Raw genomic sequence first — 16,890 nt, 5'->3', positions numbered from 1 at the left:
GTTATCGCACGGCGATTTATAGTCCTTGCAACCTACCGATACCGGATCGAGAAACACACATAACGAGCGGAGACGAGACGATGCAAGTAGTGGATCCCCACGTGCATTTCTGGGACTTGAGTACGCACCACTACCCTTGGCTTGCGCATCCCGGCACGTCGTTCGTGGGCGATGCGAAACGGCTCCGTCACGACTACATGCCGAGCGATTTGCTGCGGGACGCCGGCGTCATCGAAGTCCTCAAAGTCGTTCACGTCGAAGCCAACCACGACCCGGCCGATCCGGTCGAGGAAACCCGCTGGCTGCAGTCGCTGTCGGACGCTTCTGGCGGGAACGATGCCGAGGGCCGCTCGGGCGCTGCGCTGCCGATCGCCATCGTGGCCGCGGCGGATTTATCCGCGCCCGACGTCGAAGCCACGCTGGCCGAACACGCCGCCTTCGCCAATACGCGCGGCATCCGGCAGATTCTCAATGTGCACGCCGATCCGTTGTATGGCTACGTCGATCGACACTTCATGCGCGATCCGCTCTGGCGCGAAAACTTCGGCTTGCTCGAGCGCTATGGCCTTTCGTTCGATTTGCAACTCTATCCGTCGCAAATGCACGAGGCGGTGCAGCTTGCGCACGCGCATCCGGCTACGCAGCTCGTGCTCAACCATACGGGTATGTTCGTCGATCGCAGCAGCCTCGACGGATACCGTGCATGGCGCGATGGATTGCGGGCGTTGTCGGCATGCCCGAACGTCGCGCTCAAGATCAGCGGGCTTGCCATGTTCGACCACCGGTGGACGGTCGAGAGCCTGCGGCCCTATGTTCTCGAAGCGCTGGACGCATTCGGCGTCGAGCGGGCCATGTTCGCTTCGAATTTCCCGGTCGATCGTCTATTCGGCACGTATGAGGATTTGTGGAATGCGTACGCACGCATCGTCCAGGGTGCGAGCGAGGATGAACGCACCGCGCTGTTCCGGAGCAACGCCGAGCGCATCTATCGGATCTGATTGCGACGCAACGCGATGCGAAACACGACGGAGATGATTTTGGACACACACGACACATCGCCATCGGCGCCCCGGCTGGCATTGCGCGGCGCGAGCAAGTCGTTCGGGCTGGTGCGCGCGCTCGTCGACGGCAATCTCGTCCTCCTGCCGGGCCAGGTCCATGCGCTGCTCGGCGAGAACGGCGCGGGCAAATCGACCCTCGTCAAGATCCTCGCCGGCGCGCATACGCCCGATGCCGGGGAGTTGCAGATCGACGGCGTCGCGCGGCGCTTCACATCGCCCGCCGACGCGCGCAATGCGGGCATTGCCGTCATCTATCAAGAGCCGACGCTGTTCTTCGATTTGTCGATCGCCGAGAACATCTTCATGGGCCGCCAACCCGTGGATCGGTTCGGACGGATCGATTACGACGCGATGCATCGTGAAGTCGCGAACCTGCTCGCATCGCTCGGCGTCGATCTGAAACCGCAACAGTTAGTGCGCGGTCTGTCGATCGCCGATCAACAAGTGATCGAGATCGCGAAGGCGTTGTCGCTGAACGCGAGCGTCCTGATCATGGACGAGCCGACGGCTGCGCTTTCGCTGCCCGAGGTGGAACGGTTGTTCGCCATCGTGCGGGCGCTGCGCGATCGCGGCGCCGCGATCCTATTCATCACCCACCGGCTCGAAGAGGTCTTCGCGCTCGCGCAGCACGTGACGATCATGCGCGATGGCGCGAAGGTGTTCGATGCGCCAACCGCCGAAATGACGACCGCGAAGATCGTCGCCAAGATGGTCGGGCGCGACTTGGACACGTTCTACCCGAAGGCGCGGATCGAGCCCGGCGAGGTCAAGCTGTCGGTGCGGTGGCTCACGCGCATCGGCGTGTTCAAGGATGTGTCGTTCGACGTGCGGGCCGGCGAAATCGTCGCGCTCGCAGGGCTCGTCGGCGCGGGCCGCAGCGAAGTCGCGCGCGCCATCTTCGGCATCGATCCGCTCGATGGCGGCGAAGTTCACGTGGCGGGCCGGCGCATCGCACACGGCCGGCCCGATCTCGCAGTCGCGGCCGGCCTTGCGATGGTGCCCGAAGACCGTCGCGAACAAGGCCTCGCGCTCGAATTGAGCATTGCCCGCAACGCGTCGATGACCGTGCTTGGCCGCCTCACGCGCTTCGGCCTCATTTCACGGCAGCGCGAAGTTTCGCTCGCGCGCGATTGGGGCGCGCGCCTTCGGCTCAAAGCGAGCGACCTCGATGCGCCTGTGGCGACGCTGTCGGGCGGCAATCAGCAGAAGGTCGTGCTCGGCAAATGGCTCGCGACGGGCCCGCACGTATTGATCGTCGACGAGCCCACGCGCGGCATCGACGTCGGCGCGAAGGCCGAGGTCTATGCCGCGCTATCCGATCTCGTCAGCGGCGGCATGGCCGTGCTCATGATATCGAGTGAGTTGCCCGAAGTGCTCGGCATGGCCGATCGCGTACTCGTCATGCACGAAGGACGCATCAGCGCCGAGATCGCGCGTGCGGAAGCAAGCGAGGAGCGCATCATGAGCGCCGCGCTCGGACATGCCGACAGCCATTTGGGACGAGCAGCATGACCCTTCACGCCAATACGATGCATCGAGACGCCCCTGCCGCCTCGCCCGCCTTCCCAGGCTGGCTGGCCTCGTTGGCCAAGCGCCGCGAAACGGCCCTCTTCGTGGTGCTCGTCGCATTGATCGTTTGCACGGCAATCGCGCGTCCGCAATTTCTCAATCTCCAAAACCTCAGGGACGTCCTGCTCAATGTATCGATCGTCGGCCTGCTGACCGCGGGCATGACCGTCGTCATGCTGATGCGCCACATCGATCTTTCGGTGGGATCGATCGTCGGCGTCAGCGCCTACGCCGTCGGCTCGCTGTTCGTCGCATTTCCGCATCTGCCGGTCTTCGTCGCGCTCGCAGCGGGCGTGGCGATCGGATTGCTCGCGGGCTTCGTCAATGCGGCGCTCGTTGCAATCGGGCGCGTGCCGTCGCTCGTCGCGACACTGTCGACGTTGTATATCTTCCGCGGAGCCGACTATGCCTGGGTCAGCGGCGGACAGATCAATGCGAGCAGCCTGCCCCACGCGTTCTCGAAGCTCGCGACCGGTTCGGTGCTAGGCGTCCCGACGCTAGCACTGATTGCCGCCATCGTATTGACGGGGCTGGGTATCTACCTGAAGCAGTTTCGCGGCGGACGAGAGCATTACGCGATCGGCTCCAATCCCGAAGCGGCTCGTTTGGCCGGCATTCAGGTCGAGCGCCGTGTGATGCGCGGCTTTCTGATCTCGGGTGCGATTGCCGGGCTCGCGGGCGCATTGTGGCTCGCGCGCTTCGGCACCGTCGACGCCAGCACAGCCAAAGGCATCGAACTGCAAGTCGTAGCCGCCGCCGTCGTGGGTAGCGTCGCCATCACCGGCGGCGCCGGCACGATCCTCGGTTCGACCCTGGGCTCGCTCGTGCTGGGCGTGATCAGCATCGCGCTCGTCGTGCTGCGCATCTCTCCGTTTTGGGAACAAGCGATCCAAGGCGCGCTGATCGTCGCCGCGGTGGCCACCGACACGTTGATCGCCCGTTCGCTGGCCAAACGCATGATGAGGAAACGCGACCATGGCTAACTTCCGCCCGCGCAATACGACGCCCAAACGCTCCGTGCCCGTCTCGTGGGAGGCGCTGCTCACGGTGATTCTTCTCGGCTCGTTCGCGTTCGGCCGCCTGCTCTCGCCGGTGTTCGTCAATGCCGACAATCTCGGGAACATCCTGCTCGACATCACCGAAATCTCGCTCATGGCTTTGCCGATGACCTTGATCATCGTCATGGGCGAGATCGACTTGTCGGTGGCGTCGGTGCTCGGCGCGTCGAGCGCGCTGATGGGTGCGCTCTGGCATGCCGGTCTACCGATGCCGGCCGTCATGGCACTCGTCATCGCCGGTGGCGCAGCGGCGGGACTGTTGAACGGGTGGCTCGTCGTGCGCCTCGAGTTGCCGTCGCTGGCAGTGACGATCGGCACGCTCGCCCTCTTTCGCGGCCTTGCCTATGTGCTGCTCGGCGATCAAGCCGTGGCTGACTTCCCGGCCTCCTATACGGCGTTCGGCATGGACACGCTCGGCGCCACGTTGATCCCGTTGCCGTTCGTCATCGTCATTGCCGGCGCGGCGCTGTTCAGCGTCGTGCTGCATGCGACGCCCTTCGGGCGCAGCCTTTACGCCATCGGCGCAAACGCCTCGGCCGCTCGCTTCTCCGGGATCGACGTACGCAAGATCAAGCTGCGGCTATTCGTGCTGTCGGGTCTAGTGAGCGCCATCGCCGGCATCATTTTCACGTTGCGCTTCACCAGCGCGCGGGGCGACAACGGCGAAGGATTCGAACTCGCGGTCATTGCCGCGGTGCTGTTCGGCGGCGTCAGCATCTTCGGCGGACGCGGTTCGCTCTATGGCGTGCTGCTCTCGCTCTTGATCGTCGGTGTGCTGCGCAATGCGTTGACGCTCGTCGATGTGTCGAGCGAAACGCTGACGATCGTGACCGGATTGCTGTTGCTTTCGTCCGTCCTGATCCCGAATCTCGCTGCTGGCTGGCGAGCACGCAAGGACAAGCTGAGCGTCGTCGCGGCGAAACGTTGACGGGAGGAGGTGCAAGGCAAGAGCGATACCTTGAGCGGCGAGCATCGGCCGACCGCTCGTTCATGTGACAGAAAATCAGGAGGAGACAGATGATGCAGAAACCAGTGCGCGCCGCGACCGCGGCGATCTTGGCCGGCTTGCTGCTGGGGCTCGCGTCGACGGCCGGCGCGGCGAGCATCAAGGAAGGGCTGAAAATCGCATTCGTGCCCAAGCAGATCAACAATCCCTACGAGGTGACCGCCGACAACGGCGGCATGGCCGCCATCAAGGATTTCAAAGGCGAAGGCAAAGTGGTCGGTCCATCGGATGCGGGCGCATCCTCGCAAGTTCAGTACATCAATACGCTCACCACGCAGCATGTCGACGCGATCGTGATCGCCGCGAACGATCCCAACGCCGTCGTTCCTTATCTGAAGCGCGCCATGGCCCGCGGCATCAAAGTCGTGACGTTCGACTCCGATACGGCGCCGGCGGGTCGCACGATCTTCGTCAATCAAACGAACGCCGAAGCGATCGGCCGCGGCCAAATCCAATTGGCGGCGAGCCTGATCGGCAACGAAGGCGAGTTCGCGATCCTATCGGCGACGCCGAATGCGACCAACCAGAACACGTGGATCAAATGGATGAAGGAGGAACTGAAAAAGCCGCAATACGCGAAGATGAAGCTCGTCAAGATCGCGTACGGCAATGACGACGATCAGCAGTCTTTCGTGGAAACGCAGGGCTTGCTTCAGGCCTATCCGAATCTGAAGGCGATCATTGCGCCGACATCGGTCGGCATCGCTGCCGCCGCGCGCTATATTTCGTCGTCGCCGAGCAAGGGCAAGGTGGTAGTGACCGGACTCGGCACGCCCAATCAGATGCGCGAGTTCGTCAAGAACGGCACCGTTACGGCATTTCAATTGTGGGATCCGGGCCAGCTCGGATATTTGGCCGCTTACGCCGCGGCTAATCTCGCATCCGGCGTAATCACGGGCAAGGCGGGCGAAACGTTCTCGGCAGGCAAGCTCGGCACGCGCACGATCGGTCAGGACGGCGAGGTGATTCTCGGGCCGCCGCAGACCTTCAACGCCAGCAATATCGATCAGTTCAACTTCTGATTCTCTGATTCGCCAGCACTCGCCAGCGTGCAAGGACCGGCCCGCGGTGGGCCGGGACCTCGCCGCTGGCTGCCGCCGGTTGCGGGCGGCGCGGGAGACGATGGTCGGACGCGGGCAGCGCGCCGACTCTCAGGCGACCGCGCGCGCCGCGTTCTTGCCGCGCAGCCATTCGAGCGCGAGCAGCAGCGCGGTCGAAAAGATGATGAGGATGGTCGCGAGCGCCGCGATCGTCGGGGTGATGTTCTCGCGAATGCCGGTGAACATCTGCCGCGGCAGCGTCGTCTGATCGGCGCCCGCGAGAAACAGCGTCACGACGACTTCATCGAACGAAGTCGCAAACGCGAACAACGCCCCCGAAATCACACCCGGCGCGATCACGGGCAACGTGATGCGAAAAAACGTGCGCGTGGGATTCGCGCCGAGCGAGAGGCTCGCCCGCACGAGGTTTCCGTCGAACCCTTGCAACGTGGCGCCGACCGTCGTCACGACGAACGGAACGCCAAGCGCGGCATGCGCCATGATGAGCCCGATGTACGTATTGGCCAGCCCCAGCGGAGCGAAGAACAGATACATGCCCACGCCCACGACGATGACGGGCACGATCATCGGCGAAATCAACACGGCCATGACGATCGCTTTTCCGCGGAAATTCGCCTTCGCGAGGCCCAACGCGGCCAGCGTGCCAAGCACCGTGGCCAGAGCGGTGGCCGACGGCGCGACGATGAAGCTATTCTTCGCGGCGAGGCGCCACTCGTCGGACATGACGAGATTCTGATACCAGCGCATCGACCAGCCCGGGATCGGATAAGCGAGAAACGTGCTCGATGAAAACGACAACGGCACGATCGCGAGCACCGGCAATATCAAGTACAACAGCGTGAGCACGGCCAAGCCGCGCAGCAAGAAGTACCACCCGCGTTCGACGAGCGACGTGTGCGGGGCGAACAAAGGTTTGGAAAGTTTCATCGTCGGCTCCGGCTCGAAGGCCTCACGAGTGCATCAGGGGTATATCGGGCGAGAACGTCACAGACGCCGAAAGGCTCGACACGATCGATCTCATCGCAAGCGACCGTGTACTCATAGGCTCGGTTGTCCACGCGTGAACCGGCCGTACACCGCGTAAAGAACAAGGGTCGCGGCAAGCAAGAGACCACCGAGCGCACACGCCATGCCCCAGTTGATCGTCACGTTCGTGAAGTAAGCGACGTAGTAGCTCACCATCTGATCGTTGGGACCACCCAGCAATGCAGGCGTGATGTAGTAGCCGATCGCAAGGATAAAGACGAGCAATGCGCCCGCGCCGATGCCGGGGTACGTCTGCGGCACATAGACACGCCAAAACGCTGCGAACGGGTGGCTGCCGAGCGATACGGCCGCGCGTTGATACGTCTTCGGAATCGACTTCATCACGCTATAGAGCGGCAAGATCATGAACGGCAGCAGGATATGCGTCATGGAAATGTAGACGCCCGTGCGATTGAAGAGCAATTCCAACGGCGTGTGAATCAAGCCGAGCCCGCGTAACGCGTGATTCACGAGCCCTTCGGTCTGCAAGATCACGATCCATGCCGCCACGCGCACGAGGATCGATGTCCAGAACGGAATCAGCACGAGGATCATCGCCAGGTTCGCGCGGCGCTCGCTCAACGTCGAAATCCAATAGGCGAGCGGATAACCGAGCAGCAACGCCGCGAGCGTCACCACGGCGCCAATCACGAAGGTGCGGCCGAACACGCTCAGATAGATGCGTTGATCCGGGTCGGTGCGCTCGATATGGCCGAACGCGTCTTGACGATGATCGAGGGAAGCCAGCAAATAGAACGGCGAATAATGCGAGCCGTTCTTGGCGATCGCGCGCCAGTAGCGCACTTCGCCCCAGCGCCCATCGAGATCGATCAGCTTCGCACGCATTTGCTCGGGCGTGAGCGCAAGCGGATGGCCGGCATCGTCGGCAAAAGGCAGCGCCCGCGCCGTCTTCGCCACGAGCGATCGGTAACCCGGGATTTCCACGTTCAACCGCCGCGCCAAGCTGCCCATGACTTCGCCGTCCTGCGCGGCGGCCAAATCGGTCGCGAGCGCGACATAGGCTGTCACCGGCGGCTCGCCCTTGCGATCCCATGCGTGAAGCTGAACGACGGTCTTGGGTAGCGCGTCGGCTACCTCGGGGTTTTGGACCGCACGCGTCAACAGCGCGGCGATCGGTACGACGAAAATCAAAAACAGGAAGATCGCCAGCGGCGCGATCAAGAGCAACGCCGCTGCTCGCTTGCGCGCTTGCGCCGCCTTCAATTCCCGCTTCAACGTCGCCGTCGACGCGTTGCCCGGCTCGCTCGAAATCGTCATCGTTTGCACGCTTGTCTCCTGCCTTGCCTCTTGCTTACTGCTTCGTGCTTCTTGCGCTCTCGCACCGCGCTTCCGGGCGGTGGCGCCTCGGCGACGCGGCGTTCGAGCGCAAAAAAATGCTCAACGTCCTACCGTGCGGCGGCTCCGGCTATATCGCCGGAGCCGCCGTCGCGTGCATTATCTCGCCGCCCACGATGCGAAGCGCTGCTCGAGCTCGTCGCCGTAGTCGGTCCAGAAGGCGGCGTCTTGCAAGACCGCATTCTTGCCGTTCGCCGGCGAATTCGGCAGATTGGACAGCGTCTTGGCATCGAGCGACTTGATCGCGTCACGGTTCGCAGGGCCGTATGCGATGTGCTGCGCATACACCTGTTGCGGCTTGGACGAGACCGAGTAGGCGATGAACTGCTCGGCGAGCGCCTTGTTGGGGGAGCCCTTCGGGATGACCCAGTAGTCCAGATCGTAGATGCTGCCGTTCCACACCACCTTCAGGTTCTTGCCTTCGCGCTGTGCGGCGTCGATGCGGCCGTTGAACGCGGAAGACATCACGACGTCGCCGGCAACCAAGAATTGCGGCGGCTGCGCGCCCGCCTCCCACCATTGGATGTTCGGCTTCAATTCGTCCAGCTTCTTGAACGCGCGGTCCTGGCCGGCCTTCGTCGCCAGCACCTTATAGACATCCTTCGGTGCAACGCCGTCGGCCATCAACGCGAATTCGAGGTTGCCGCGCGCGCCCTTGCGCAATGCGCGCTTACCGGGGAATTTCTTCACGTTCCAGAAGTCGGCCCAACCGGTCGGCGCCGTCTTCAGCTTGTCGGCGTTGTACGCAATGGCCGTCGACCAGACGAAAAAGCCCACGCCGCACGTGCTCGGCGATTCGGGAATCAGCTCGGATTTCTTCGCAATCTTGGACCAGTCGAGTTTCTCGTAGAGGCCTTCGTCGCAGCCGCGTCCCAGGTCGCCCGATTCGACTTCGACGACGTCCCAGTTCACGTGCTTGGCTTCGACCATGGCCTTGATCTTGGCCGTTTCGCCGTTGTACTCGACGGCCGTCACCTTATCGCCGGTCTTTTGCTCGAACGGTTGGTAGTACGCCACCTTCTGCGCGTCGGCGTTCGCACCGCCGAAGTTCACGACCGTCAACTCGGCGGCGCCGGCGCCTGCGGCACCGAACATCGTCGACAAACAAGCGACGGCCAGCGTCACCGCGGTACGACGCGCAACGTTTGTGTTCGTCTTCATCTAGGTTCTCCTCTACGTGGACTGTCATCAATGCGTCCGCCAAACCGGGGACAGGGCGATGCTTTCTGCTCGCGAACGGCGCTATCCGCCCGCGCTATCGATCACGCGAAAATGCGCAAATGCTCGGGGGCGAACTCGAGTGCAACAGGTGCACCGGGCACGAACGTATCGAGCGCTTCGGTGCTCAGCGGCACTTTGACGAAGCATTCGTCCTGCTCGGGCACCGCGCAGCGCATGCGCACGTGATCGCCGTAATAGATGAGGCCGCGCACTTCGCTCGCGAGCGCATTGCCGCCCTGGCGCGTCCCGGCATGCGAGGCCAGACGCAGGCGCTCGGGGCGAATGCAGCCGATCGCCTGAGCGCCCGCCCGCGCGTTGCCCACGTTTCGGCCGACGACGTGCGTGCCGTCGCGCAGACGCAGACGGCAAAACTCGCCGTCGATATCCGAGATCGTGCCTTGCAAGCGGTTGCTGTCGCCGATGAAGTTCGCCACGAATTCATTGCACGGCGTTTCGTAAAGCCGGTCGACCGTGTCCAATTGCTGAACGATGCCCTTGTCGAAGACGGCGACACGGTCGGACATCGTCAACGCTTCGCCCTGATCGTGCGTGACGTAGACGAACGTCACGCCGAGCTTTTCGTGCAGCGCTTTGAGTTCATACTGCATGTGCTCGCGCAGTTGCTTGTCGAGCGCGCCCAGCGGTTCGTCCATCAACACGAGCCGCGGTGCGAACACGAGCGCCCGTGCGAGCGCGATCCGTTGTTGCTGGCCGCCCGAAAGTTGCGCCGGATAACGCTTGGCGAAGTTTTCCATGCGCACCATTTTGAGCGCTTCGACCACGCGGTCCGCGCGCTCGGCGGCGTCCATCTTGCGCACCGTCAGCGGGTAAGCGACGTTCTGCGCCACCGTCATGTGCGGAAACAGGGCGTAGTTCTGAAACACCATGCCGATGTTGCGCTTGTGCGGCGGCACCGCGTTGAGCAGTTGCCCATCGAGCCGGATCTCGCCGCCGGTCGGGAATTCGAATCCCGCCAGCATCATCAGACAAGTCGTCTTGCCCGATCCCGACGGGCCGAGCAGCGTCAGGAATTCTCCCTGATAGATGTCGAGGTCGAGCGACTTCACCACCAGCGTTTCGCCGTCGTACGTCTTGCGCACGCCGCGAAAACTCACGATCACTTGATCCGATTTCATCGTCTACCTCCGATTGGCTCCATCGACATGCGAGCACCGCATTTCATTTGCAATCCAATATAATCGTTTACGGTTCCACGCAACGGAACCATTTCATTATTCCGAAGGGAACCACTTTGGATACGATCATTCTGTCGGACTGGCTGGGCGCCCGCCTCGAGCGCACCGCGCCCGAACCCATGTACCGCCAGGTGCTGCGCCTCGTCCAGCACGCCATTCTGACCGGGCAACTCGCGCCCGGCACGAAGCTGCCGAGTTCCCGAACGCTGGCGGAAGACCTCGACATCGCACGCAATACCGTCCTGCGCGTATATGACCAATTGACCGCCGAAGGTTATGTGCTGTCAACCACAGGCAGCGGCACTTATGTGGCCGACACGCGACCGGATGCCGCAGCCGTGCGGCCGCGCACGCTGGTGCGTGCGAGCGAACCCGGTCCCGCCCGGGAAAACCGCGCTCACGCGAGCCTGTCCACCCGGGGCAGGCGCCTGATCGGCCGGGCGGGCGTGGCGCCCAAGCAATGGGGCGCTTTCATGCCCGGGGTGCCCGACGTGACCGAGTTTCCCGCGCGCACGTGGAGCCGCTTGCAGGCCCGCCTGTGGAAGGAAGCCAACCCCGACTTGCTGACCTACGCGCCCGGCGGCGGCTACCGCCCCTTGCGGCGCGCGTTGTCCGACTATCTGCGCGTGGCGCGCTCGGTCAAATGCTCGCCCGACCAGATCATCATCACTACGGGTATACATCAATCGATGGACCTCGCCGTCCGGCTCCTGACCGACGTCGGCGATCGCGCTTGGGTCGAAGAGCCTTGCTATTGGGGCGCTCGCAGCGTGTTGCAATCGGCCGGGCTCGAATTGGAGCCGATTCCTGTCGACGGCGAAGGCTTGAACCCGCTCGAGCTGGCGCAAGCCGCACCGCACGCGCCGCCCCGCCTCGCGGTCGTAACGCCCTCGCATCAGTATCCGCTCGGCATGGTGATGAGCCTCGCGCGGCGGCGCACGTTGCTCGAATATGCGCGCCAGCATGAAGTGTGGATCGTCGAAGACGATTACGACAGCGAGTTTCGCTATGGCAGCCGGCCGATCGCGTCGTTGCAAGGGTTGGACGATGCGGGCCGTGTCATCTACGTCGGTAGCCTAGGCAAGATTCTCTATCCGGGGTTGCGCATCGGCTACATGGTCGCGCCCGAGCACTTGGTCGAAACGTTCCGCACCGGCGTGGCCGAGCTGTATCGCGAAGGGCAGTTGATGCATCAAGCCGTGCTGGCCGAATTCATTCTGGGCGGCTACCTCACCTCTCACGTGCGGCGCATGCGCGCGCTATACGGTGAGCGCCGGCAAATGCTGATCGATGCGATCACCGCGCGCTTTGGCGACACGCTGCCCGTGATGGGCGACGAAGCCGGGCTACACCTCGTACTCGGGCTGCCGGATACGGTGGACGACCGCGCGGTGACCGCCGCGGCATTCGAAGCAGGCGTGATCGTGCGGCCGCTGGCGGCGTACTACAGCAGCGAAGAAGTCGCGCGCCGCGGGCTGTTGCTCGGTTATGCGTGCGTGCCGAACGCCCGCATCGGGCCGGCGTTCGATACGCTCGCGCGCGTGATCGAGCAGCATATGAATGCGGGTGCGATGCAAGTCGCTTGACGACGCGGCGTGGCGCGCCCCGATTCGACCGATCGAGCGTCCGATCGACGGAACCGGCCGCTGCGCGCGCGCCGCACGACACTCAGTGCGCGTCCCCGCGATCAAGCAACGCGGCGCGCAGCCGCTGCGCCGAACTCGAAAACATGCGCTCACGCAGCCGCGCAAGCTGCGCTTCCCGTTCGCCGGGCCCGAGGTTCATCGCATCGATGCTCGCGCGCTGCGCCGCGTAGTCCGCGTACTGCGCGCGCCAGGCGTCCTCGTCCCGCCGCAGTTGGACCACTCGCTCGGCTGCCTGCACCCCGAGCGTCTGCGTGGCTTTCGCTCGCAACTCGTCGGTCGTCATGCCTTGCCGCTCGAGCTGCGCAATGGCGTCGACCGTTGCGTGCGCACGCGGTTCGCCCTCGCGTGCGCCGCGCTCCTGCGCCGGCATCGCCGCTTCGAGGGCCTGCAAGCGAGCGGCCTTTTGCTCGGCGGTCAATGACGGATCGCGCGCAATTCGCAGCCGCTCGATCATCGTGCGTGCCCGTCGCCAATCGGGGCCGAAAAACGCTTCGTTCCAATCCGCGCCCAGCGTGCTGCTCGCCAGCGACGCGCGCTCGTCGAGCGCGGCCTGCATCGCATCGAGTTGCACCCCGCTGGCGCCGGCGGCATCGCTCGAGGCGGCCGGCGCGGACAGCGCGCCAAGACGAACGAGCGCCTGCCGGTACGATCGATACCGTTGCCAGATGTCGAGCGCTTCCGATTGCGCGACAGTCCCGTCCCATTGCGCGGCGATCTGCGCGCGCACGAGCGCGTCCAGCGCGCTGGGCGGCAACTCGTTTTGCGCGGTGAGAAAGTAGTCGAAAAAGTCGCGCACCCCGCGCGCTTTGAGCAGGTGACCACGCGCATCGAGCGGCAACCGGGGCGGTGTCGAGCCTGCGAGCGAGGCGGGCAGCGTAGCGGAAGCCGATCCGGCCTGCGCCGCTTGCGAGAGCGGCGGCGGCGCCACCGCACGCATAGCGCGCTGCGCGCTCGCTTGCGACGCCGGGGACGGGGACGGGGCATCGAGATACCGGATCGCGGCCGCAGCGGCAATGCCGACGAGGCCTAGCAGCACGCACGTGTAAACCGTCTTCCTAGCATCGCCGGTGCGCCTCACGGGTTACAGCCCCTGAAGTTTCAAACGATTCGCATGCGTGCGAATGACCGCAACGGGATCTTCCGCCTTTTGCCCGAGCACGCCCAGCACTTGGTTGATTTCGTCCACGTGATTCCAGTGGTAGCTCGTGCTCAGCACTTGGCCGAACAGCGCACTGCAAACCGAGACGAGGCCGTCGTTCGGACCGGAATTGCGGTTGATCATGACCGTCCCCGAGCCGAGCAACGTCAGCGTGGACGGATCTGCGAAATTGGCCCAGTCGAACGGACCCGATACGCTCGAATCGCTCGCGCCGCGCAGGCCGAGCGCGGACCAGGCGGGCGCAATCGCGCTGCCGGCCCACGAATACAGGTAGTGCGTATGGCCATCGACGGTCTCGGTCGGCGCGCCCGTTCGGCACGAGCCAGGCGCGCCCAGGCCCGCACTCGGCACGGCGGTGTTGAACTGCGCGGCGCCCGTGCTGGTGAGCGCTGTCAACGCGGCAATCGCATCCTGATTCGTATTGAAGTTGCTGCTAAAGAGCGTGCCGAGCAAGTTCGCGAACTTGCCGATCAGCGGCTCCGCCAAGCCCGTCGGGTCTTTCGCGAGCACGCCGGCGACGTAATCGGCGAATTCCGAACCGCGGTGCGGCGTGCCGATGGTCGTCACCGACGCGACGAGTTCGGGCGCCACCGCCGCCACGTATCGCACGCTGAACCCGCCCTGGCTATGACCGATCAAATTGACCTTGCGCGCACCCGTCGCGGCGAGCACCTGCTTGACGTATGCAAGCAGTTGCTCTCCCCGCCCGTTTGGCCCGAGATCGCTTTGGAAGCCCGACAGATTCGCGACAAAGACGTTCGCGCCATGCGACTCGAGATCGGATGCAATGCCGTACCAGTAATCGAGCACGTTCGCATAGCGATCCGTGCCCGTCAGGCCATGGACGAGCACGATCGGGTACTGCGTCGAGGCGTAGTGGTCGACCGCCTGCGCAGTATCGGCGTAGGCGAGGGACGGTTGCGTCAATGAAATCAGCGCAGCCGATGCTATTAAACCCGTCAGCGACGCACTACCGAGCGTCCATGCTGTCAATGCGGCCAAGAATTTGTTCGTTAACGTCTTATTCATGCCGTTTCCTCCAATTTTTATTCGGGCGAAATACCGATTGCATTCAAACGGTGTTTTAAAACGGTGCCACGGCACAAGGCTTGGCTGTCGTGGGTTCAGCGCATTGGAGTGAAGCAGTAAACGGGTTTTTGCGTAAGAGGATTTCTCTTGATTTAGACAGGTATCACTAATCTGTTTATCTGATAATGTATGATTTCTTTCATTTTTATTACGAAGAACAAGCCATAAATAGAATTCCGATTTGGGCTATCGGTGAAAAATTCGCATGCCTTTTGAATTACGAATTTGCTTGCAGCGCTTTCTCGATATCGATGGCCGAGCGCATGCCGATAGCTCAACTTCCGCGACCGCGATGAGGGGCTCGCCCTAGCCGCATTGGATCCACATCGGCATCGACATCGACACCGGTATCGATATCGCATCGGCATAAACGAAAGGCCGACTCGCGTCGGCCTTTCGCTTCGCTTCGGCAGTGCACGACGTTCAAGCTTCGGCGGCACACGTCGAAGCGCGCCGCGGGCCAAGGCTGGGGCCGGCCTGGTGATCGACCAAGCCCTTGGTCAGTTCGAGCGCTTGGCGCTCGAACAGGCGCCGATACAGCCCATTGTCGATGCGGATCAACGCATCATGACTGCCCTCCTCGACCACCCGCCCCCTATCGAGCACGAGCAGGCGATCGAGCGAACGCACGGTCGACAGCCGGTGCGCCACCACCAGCGTGGTCCGTCCCACCATGAGCCGCTCCATCGCTTGCTGAATCGATGCCTCGCTCTCGCTGTCGAGGCTGGAGGTGGCCTCGTCGAAAATGAGGATCGGCGCATCGGCCAGAAACGCGCGCGCGATCGCCACGCGCTGCCGCTCGCCGCCCGATAGCTTCACGCCGCGTTCGCCGACGAGCGTGTCGTAGCCGTGCGGCAGCGTCACGATGAAATCGTGCGCGTTTGCAAGATGCGCCGCCCGTTCGATCTCGGCGCGCGACGCGCCGGGCCGCGCGTAAGCGATGTTCTCCGCCAGCGAGCGGTGAAACAGGAGCGGCTCTTGCTGCACGATCGCGATCTGCGCGCGCAGCGAGGCTTGACGAACGCCGGCGATATCCTGCCCGTCGATCGTGATCTTGCCTTCCGCCACGTCGTACAGCCGCTGAATCAACTTGATGAAGGTCGTCTTGCCGGATCCCGAATGACCGATCAGGCCCACGCGCTCCCCCGGCGCAATGCGCACGGAGAAGTCGGAATACAGCGGCGCCGCGTGCGCGTCGTAACGAAACGTCACGTGCTCGAAGCGAATCTCGCCGCGCTCCACCGCCAACTGCACCGCGCCGGGCCGGTCTTCGATGCCGAGCGGCTGGTGCGTCAATTGAACGAGTTCCTCCATATCGTTGACCGAGCGCTGCAGTTGGCGCACCAACATGCCGACGTCGCGCAAATATCCTTGCAGCACGAGGAACATCGTCAAAGCAAAGGCGATGTCGCCCACGCCGGCTCGACCGTTCCACCAGAGCGCGATGGCCACGCCCAGCATCGCCGCCTGCATCGCGGCGAGCATGACGTTTTGCAAGCTGCCGTTGAAGGTGCCGCGCAACCAAGCGCGGCGCGTGCGATGCCGCCACTTGCCGATCACGCGCGATAAGCGTTGCTCCTCGCGCGTTTCCGCGCCGAATGCTTTGACCACGGCATTACAGGTGACGGCATCGGCTAGCGCCCCGCCCATCCGCGTATCCCAGGCATTGCCCAGGCGCGCGGCGGGCGCGACGAAGCCGAGCGTCAACGCGATCGTGACGGCGATGTACAGGAGCGCGCCCGCGCCGACGACGACGCCCATGACAGGCCAGCGGGCGCCGAGCAGCGCCGTCGCGCCCACGAGCATGATGAACGAGGGCAAGAGGCCGATCAGCAGCGTATCGTTGAGCAGATCGAGCGCCCACATGCCGCGCGTGATTTTGCGCACGGTCGATCCTGCAAAACTGTTCGCATGCCAATCGGTGGACAGGCGCTGCACACGGTGAAAAGCGTCGCCCGCAATGTCGCTCATCATCCGCAAGGTAAGGCCGGTGATGCTGAAGTAGGTGAAATAGCGCAGCAGCGCACCGGCCAAAGCCAGCGCGATCAACGACGCGAACGGCGCGAGCACCGCATGCAAGGCGTGAGACTTGCCCAGCCCCGCGCCCGCCAGCGCATCGACGAGATGGCCCGAGAACCAGGGCGTCATGATGTCGGCCAACGCGGTCAACAGCGCCACGCAGATGATTGCGGCAATGCGATGCCGCTGGCGGCGCCAATGCATGAAGGCGAAGCCGAAGACGTCTTTGAACGTGCGTCCGCCGAGATCGATTTTGTTGTGATTCATAGGCGCTCCGCCCTGGGCGCGGTGCGCTCAGGGATACGAAAATTCAATGAAAAACGCTGCGCGGCGCGGCCCCGAAGGCCGAGCACCGACGACAACGGCGCGCCGCTTATCGCGGCGCATTGACTAGGAGAATGCGAGAGCCGGTTTACGCGCCGG

13 protein-coding genes are annotated in these 16,890 nt (G+C 63.6%); 6 read left to right on the top strand and 7 right to left on the bottom strand.

All coding sequences use genetic code 11. The features are described from left to right. Positions 1-80 precede the first annotated feature (80 nt). The 5 genes from MMB74_RS15205 to rhaS all read left to right on the top strand — a co-directional run bounded on the left by MMB74_RS15205 (position 81) and on the right by rhaS (position 5,716). Entirely contained in the window at positions 81-998 is a 918-nt protein-coding gene (locus MMB74_RS15205; protein ID WP_277429474.1) for an amidohydrolase family protein, read from the top strand. Positions 999-1,037: 39 nt separating this feature from the next. Beyond that, a complete protein-coding gene (locus MMB74_RS15200) occupies positions 1,038-2,573 on the top strand; it encodes a sugar ABC transporter ATP-binding protein (RefSeq protein WP_277429473.1) in 1,536 nt (511 codons plus the stop codon). 17 nt (positions 2,574-2,590) lie between these two features. Continuing rightward, positions 2,591-3,613, top strand: coding sequence for an ABC transporter permease (locus MMB74_RS15195; protein WP_277429512.1), 1,023 nt, complete (start codon positions 2,591-2,593; stop codon positions 3,611-3,613). Next, entirely contained in the window at positions 3,606-4,616 is a 1,011-nt protein-coding gene (locus tag MMB74_RS15190; RefSeq protein ID WP_277429472.1) for an ABC transporter permease, read from the top strand. The genes MMB74_RS15195 and MMB74_RS15190 overlap by 8 nt, the downstream gene beginning before the upstream one ends. A 92-nt stretch (positions 4,617-4,708) precedes the next feature. Further along, positions 4,709-5,716 carry a rhamnose ABC transporter substrate-binding protein gene (gene rhaS, locus MMB74_RS15185; RefSeq protein ID WP_277429511.1) on the top strand — a complete coding sequence of 336 codons (1,008 nt, stop codon included), beginning with the start codon at positions 4,709-4,711 and terminating at the stop codon, positions 5,714-5,716. Between the two features lie 129 nt (positions 5,717-5,845). Here the strand turns inward: rhaS and MMB74_RS15180 are convergent, their stop codons facing one another. From MMB74_RS15180 to MMB74_RS15165, 4 genes are all read right to left on the bottom strand, one after another. Next, positions 5,846-6,682, bottom strand: coding sequence for an ABC transporter permease (locus tag MMB74_RS15180; RefSeq protein ID WP_277429471.1), 837 nt, complete (start codon positions 6,680-6,682; stop codon positions 5,846-5,848). Positions 6,683-6,793: 111 nt separating this feature from the next. Then, positions 6,794-8,059, bottom strand: coding sequence for an ABC transporter permease (locus tag MMB74_RS15175; protein WP_277429510.1), 1,266 nt, complete (start codon positions 8,057-8,059; stop codon positions 6,794-6,796). Between the two features lie 177 nt (positions 8,060-8,236). Further along, positions 8,237-9,298, bottom strand: a complete 1,062-nt coding sequence (locus tag MMB74_RS15170; protein WP_277429470.1) for an ABC transporter substrate-binding protein — start codon at positions 9,296-9,298, stop codon at positions 8,237-8,239. Between the two features lie 101 nt (positions 9,299-9,399). Continuing rightward, positions 9,400-10,494: an ABC transporter ATP-binding protein gene (locus MMB74_RS15165; RefSeq protein ID WP_277429469.1), complete on the bottom strand. Its 1,095-nt coding sequence runs from the start codon at positions 10,492-10,494 to the stop codon at positions 9,400-9,402. A 116-nt stretch (positions 10,495-10,610) separates the two neighbouring features. Between MMB74_RS15165 and MMB74_RS15160 the strand changes: the two genes are divergently transcribed. Further along, entirely contained in the window at positions 10,611-12,140 is a 1,530-nt protein-coding gene (locus MMB74_RS15160; protein ID WP_277429468.1) for a PLP-dependent aminotransferase family protein, read from the top strand. An 82-nt stretch (positions 12,141-12,222) separates the two neighbouring features. On the opposite strand, the gene MMB74_RS15155 is transcribed toward MMB74_RS15160, so the two are convergent. The 3 genes from MMB74_RS15155 to MMB74_RS15145 all read right to left on the bottom strand — a co-directional run bounded on the left by MMB74_RS15155 (position 12,223) and on the right by MMB74_RS15145 (position 16,734). Beyond that, positions 12,223-13,236 (bottom strand): lipase secretion chaperone, encoded by a 1,014-nt coding sequence (locus tag MMB74_RS15155; protein WP_277429467.1) that lies wholly within the window; start codon positions 13,234-13,236, stop codon positions 12,223-12,225. A gap of 45 nt (positions 13,237-13,281) precedes the next feature. Next, a complete protein-coding gene (locus MMB74_RS15150; protein ID WP_277429466.1) occupies positions 13,282-14,388 on the bottom strand; it encodes a triacylglycerol lipase in 1,107 nt (368 codons plus the stop codon). A 483-nt stretch (positions 14,389-14,871) separates the two neighbouring features. Beyond that, positions 14,872-16,734 carry an ABC transporter ATP-binding protein gene (locus tag MMB74_RS15145; RefSeq protein ID WP_277429465.1) on the bottom strand — a complete coding sequence of 621 codons (1,863 nt, stop codon included), beginning with the start codon at positions 16,732-16,734 and terminating at the stop codon, positions 14,872-14,874. Between the last annotated feature and the right edge of the window lie 156 nt (positions 16,735-16,890).

The organism is Trinickia sp. Y13, from assembly GCF_029522115.1.
Taxonomy (GTDB): Bacteria; Pseudomonadota; Gammaproteobacteria; order Burkholderiales; family Burkholderiaceae; genus Trinickia.
Note: the sequence above shows the minus strand (reverse complement) of the source record. Positions and strands in the feature narration are given on the sequence as shown.

Excerpts from the sequence above, each read along its gene's own strand:
- MMB74_RS15205 (WP_277429474.1), top strand. The coding sequence starts at position 81 with ATGCAAGTAGTGGATCCCCACGTGCATTTCTGGGACTTGAGTACGCAC.
- MMB74_RS15195 (WP_277429512.1), top strand. The coding sequence starts at position 2,591 with ATGCATCGAGACGCCCCTGCCGCCTCGCCCGCCTTCCCAGGCTGGCTG.
- MMB74_RS15190 (WP_277429472.1), top strand. The coding sequence starts at position 3,606 with ATGGCTAACTTCCGCCCGCGCAATACGACGCCCAAACGCTCCGTGCCC.
- rhaS (WP_277429511.1), top strand. The coding sequence starts at position 4,709 with ATGCAGAAACCAGTGCGCGCCGCGACCGCGGCGATCTTGGCCGGCTTG.
- MMB74_RS15180 (WP_277429471.1), bottom strand. The coding sequence starts at position 6,682 with ATGAAACTTTCCAAACCTTTGTTCGCCCCGCACACGTCGCTCGTCGAA.
- MMB74_RS15175 (WP_277429510.1), bottom strand. The coding sequence starts at position 8,059 with ATGACGATTTCGAGCGAGCCGGGCAACGCGTCGACGGCGACGTTGAAG.
- MMB74_RS15170 (WP_277429470.1), bottom strand. The coding sequence starts at position 9,298 with ATGAAGACGAACACAAACGTTGCGCGTCGTACCGCGGTGACGCTGGCC.
- MMB74_RS15165 (WP_277429469.1), bottom strand. The coding sequence starts at position 10,494 with ATGAAATCGGATCAAGTGATCGTGAGTTTTCGCGGCGTGCGCAAGACG.
- MMB74_RS15150 (WP_277429466.1), bottom strand. The coding sequence starts at position 14,388 with ATGAATAAGACGTTAACGAACAAATTCTTGGCCGCATTGACAGCATGG.
- MMB74_RS15145 (WP_277429465.1), bottom strand. The coding sequence starts at position 16,734 with ATGAATCACAACAAAATCGATCTCGGCGGACGCACGTTCAAAGACGTC.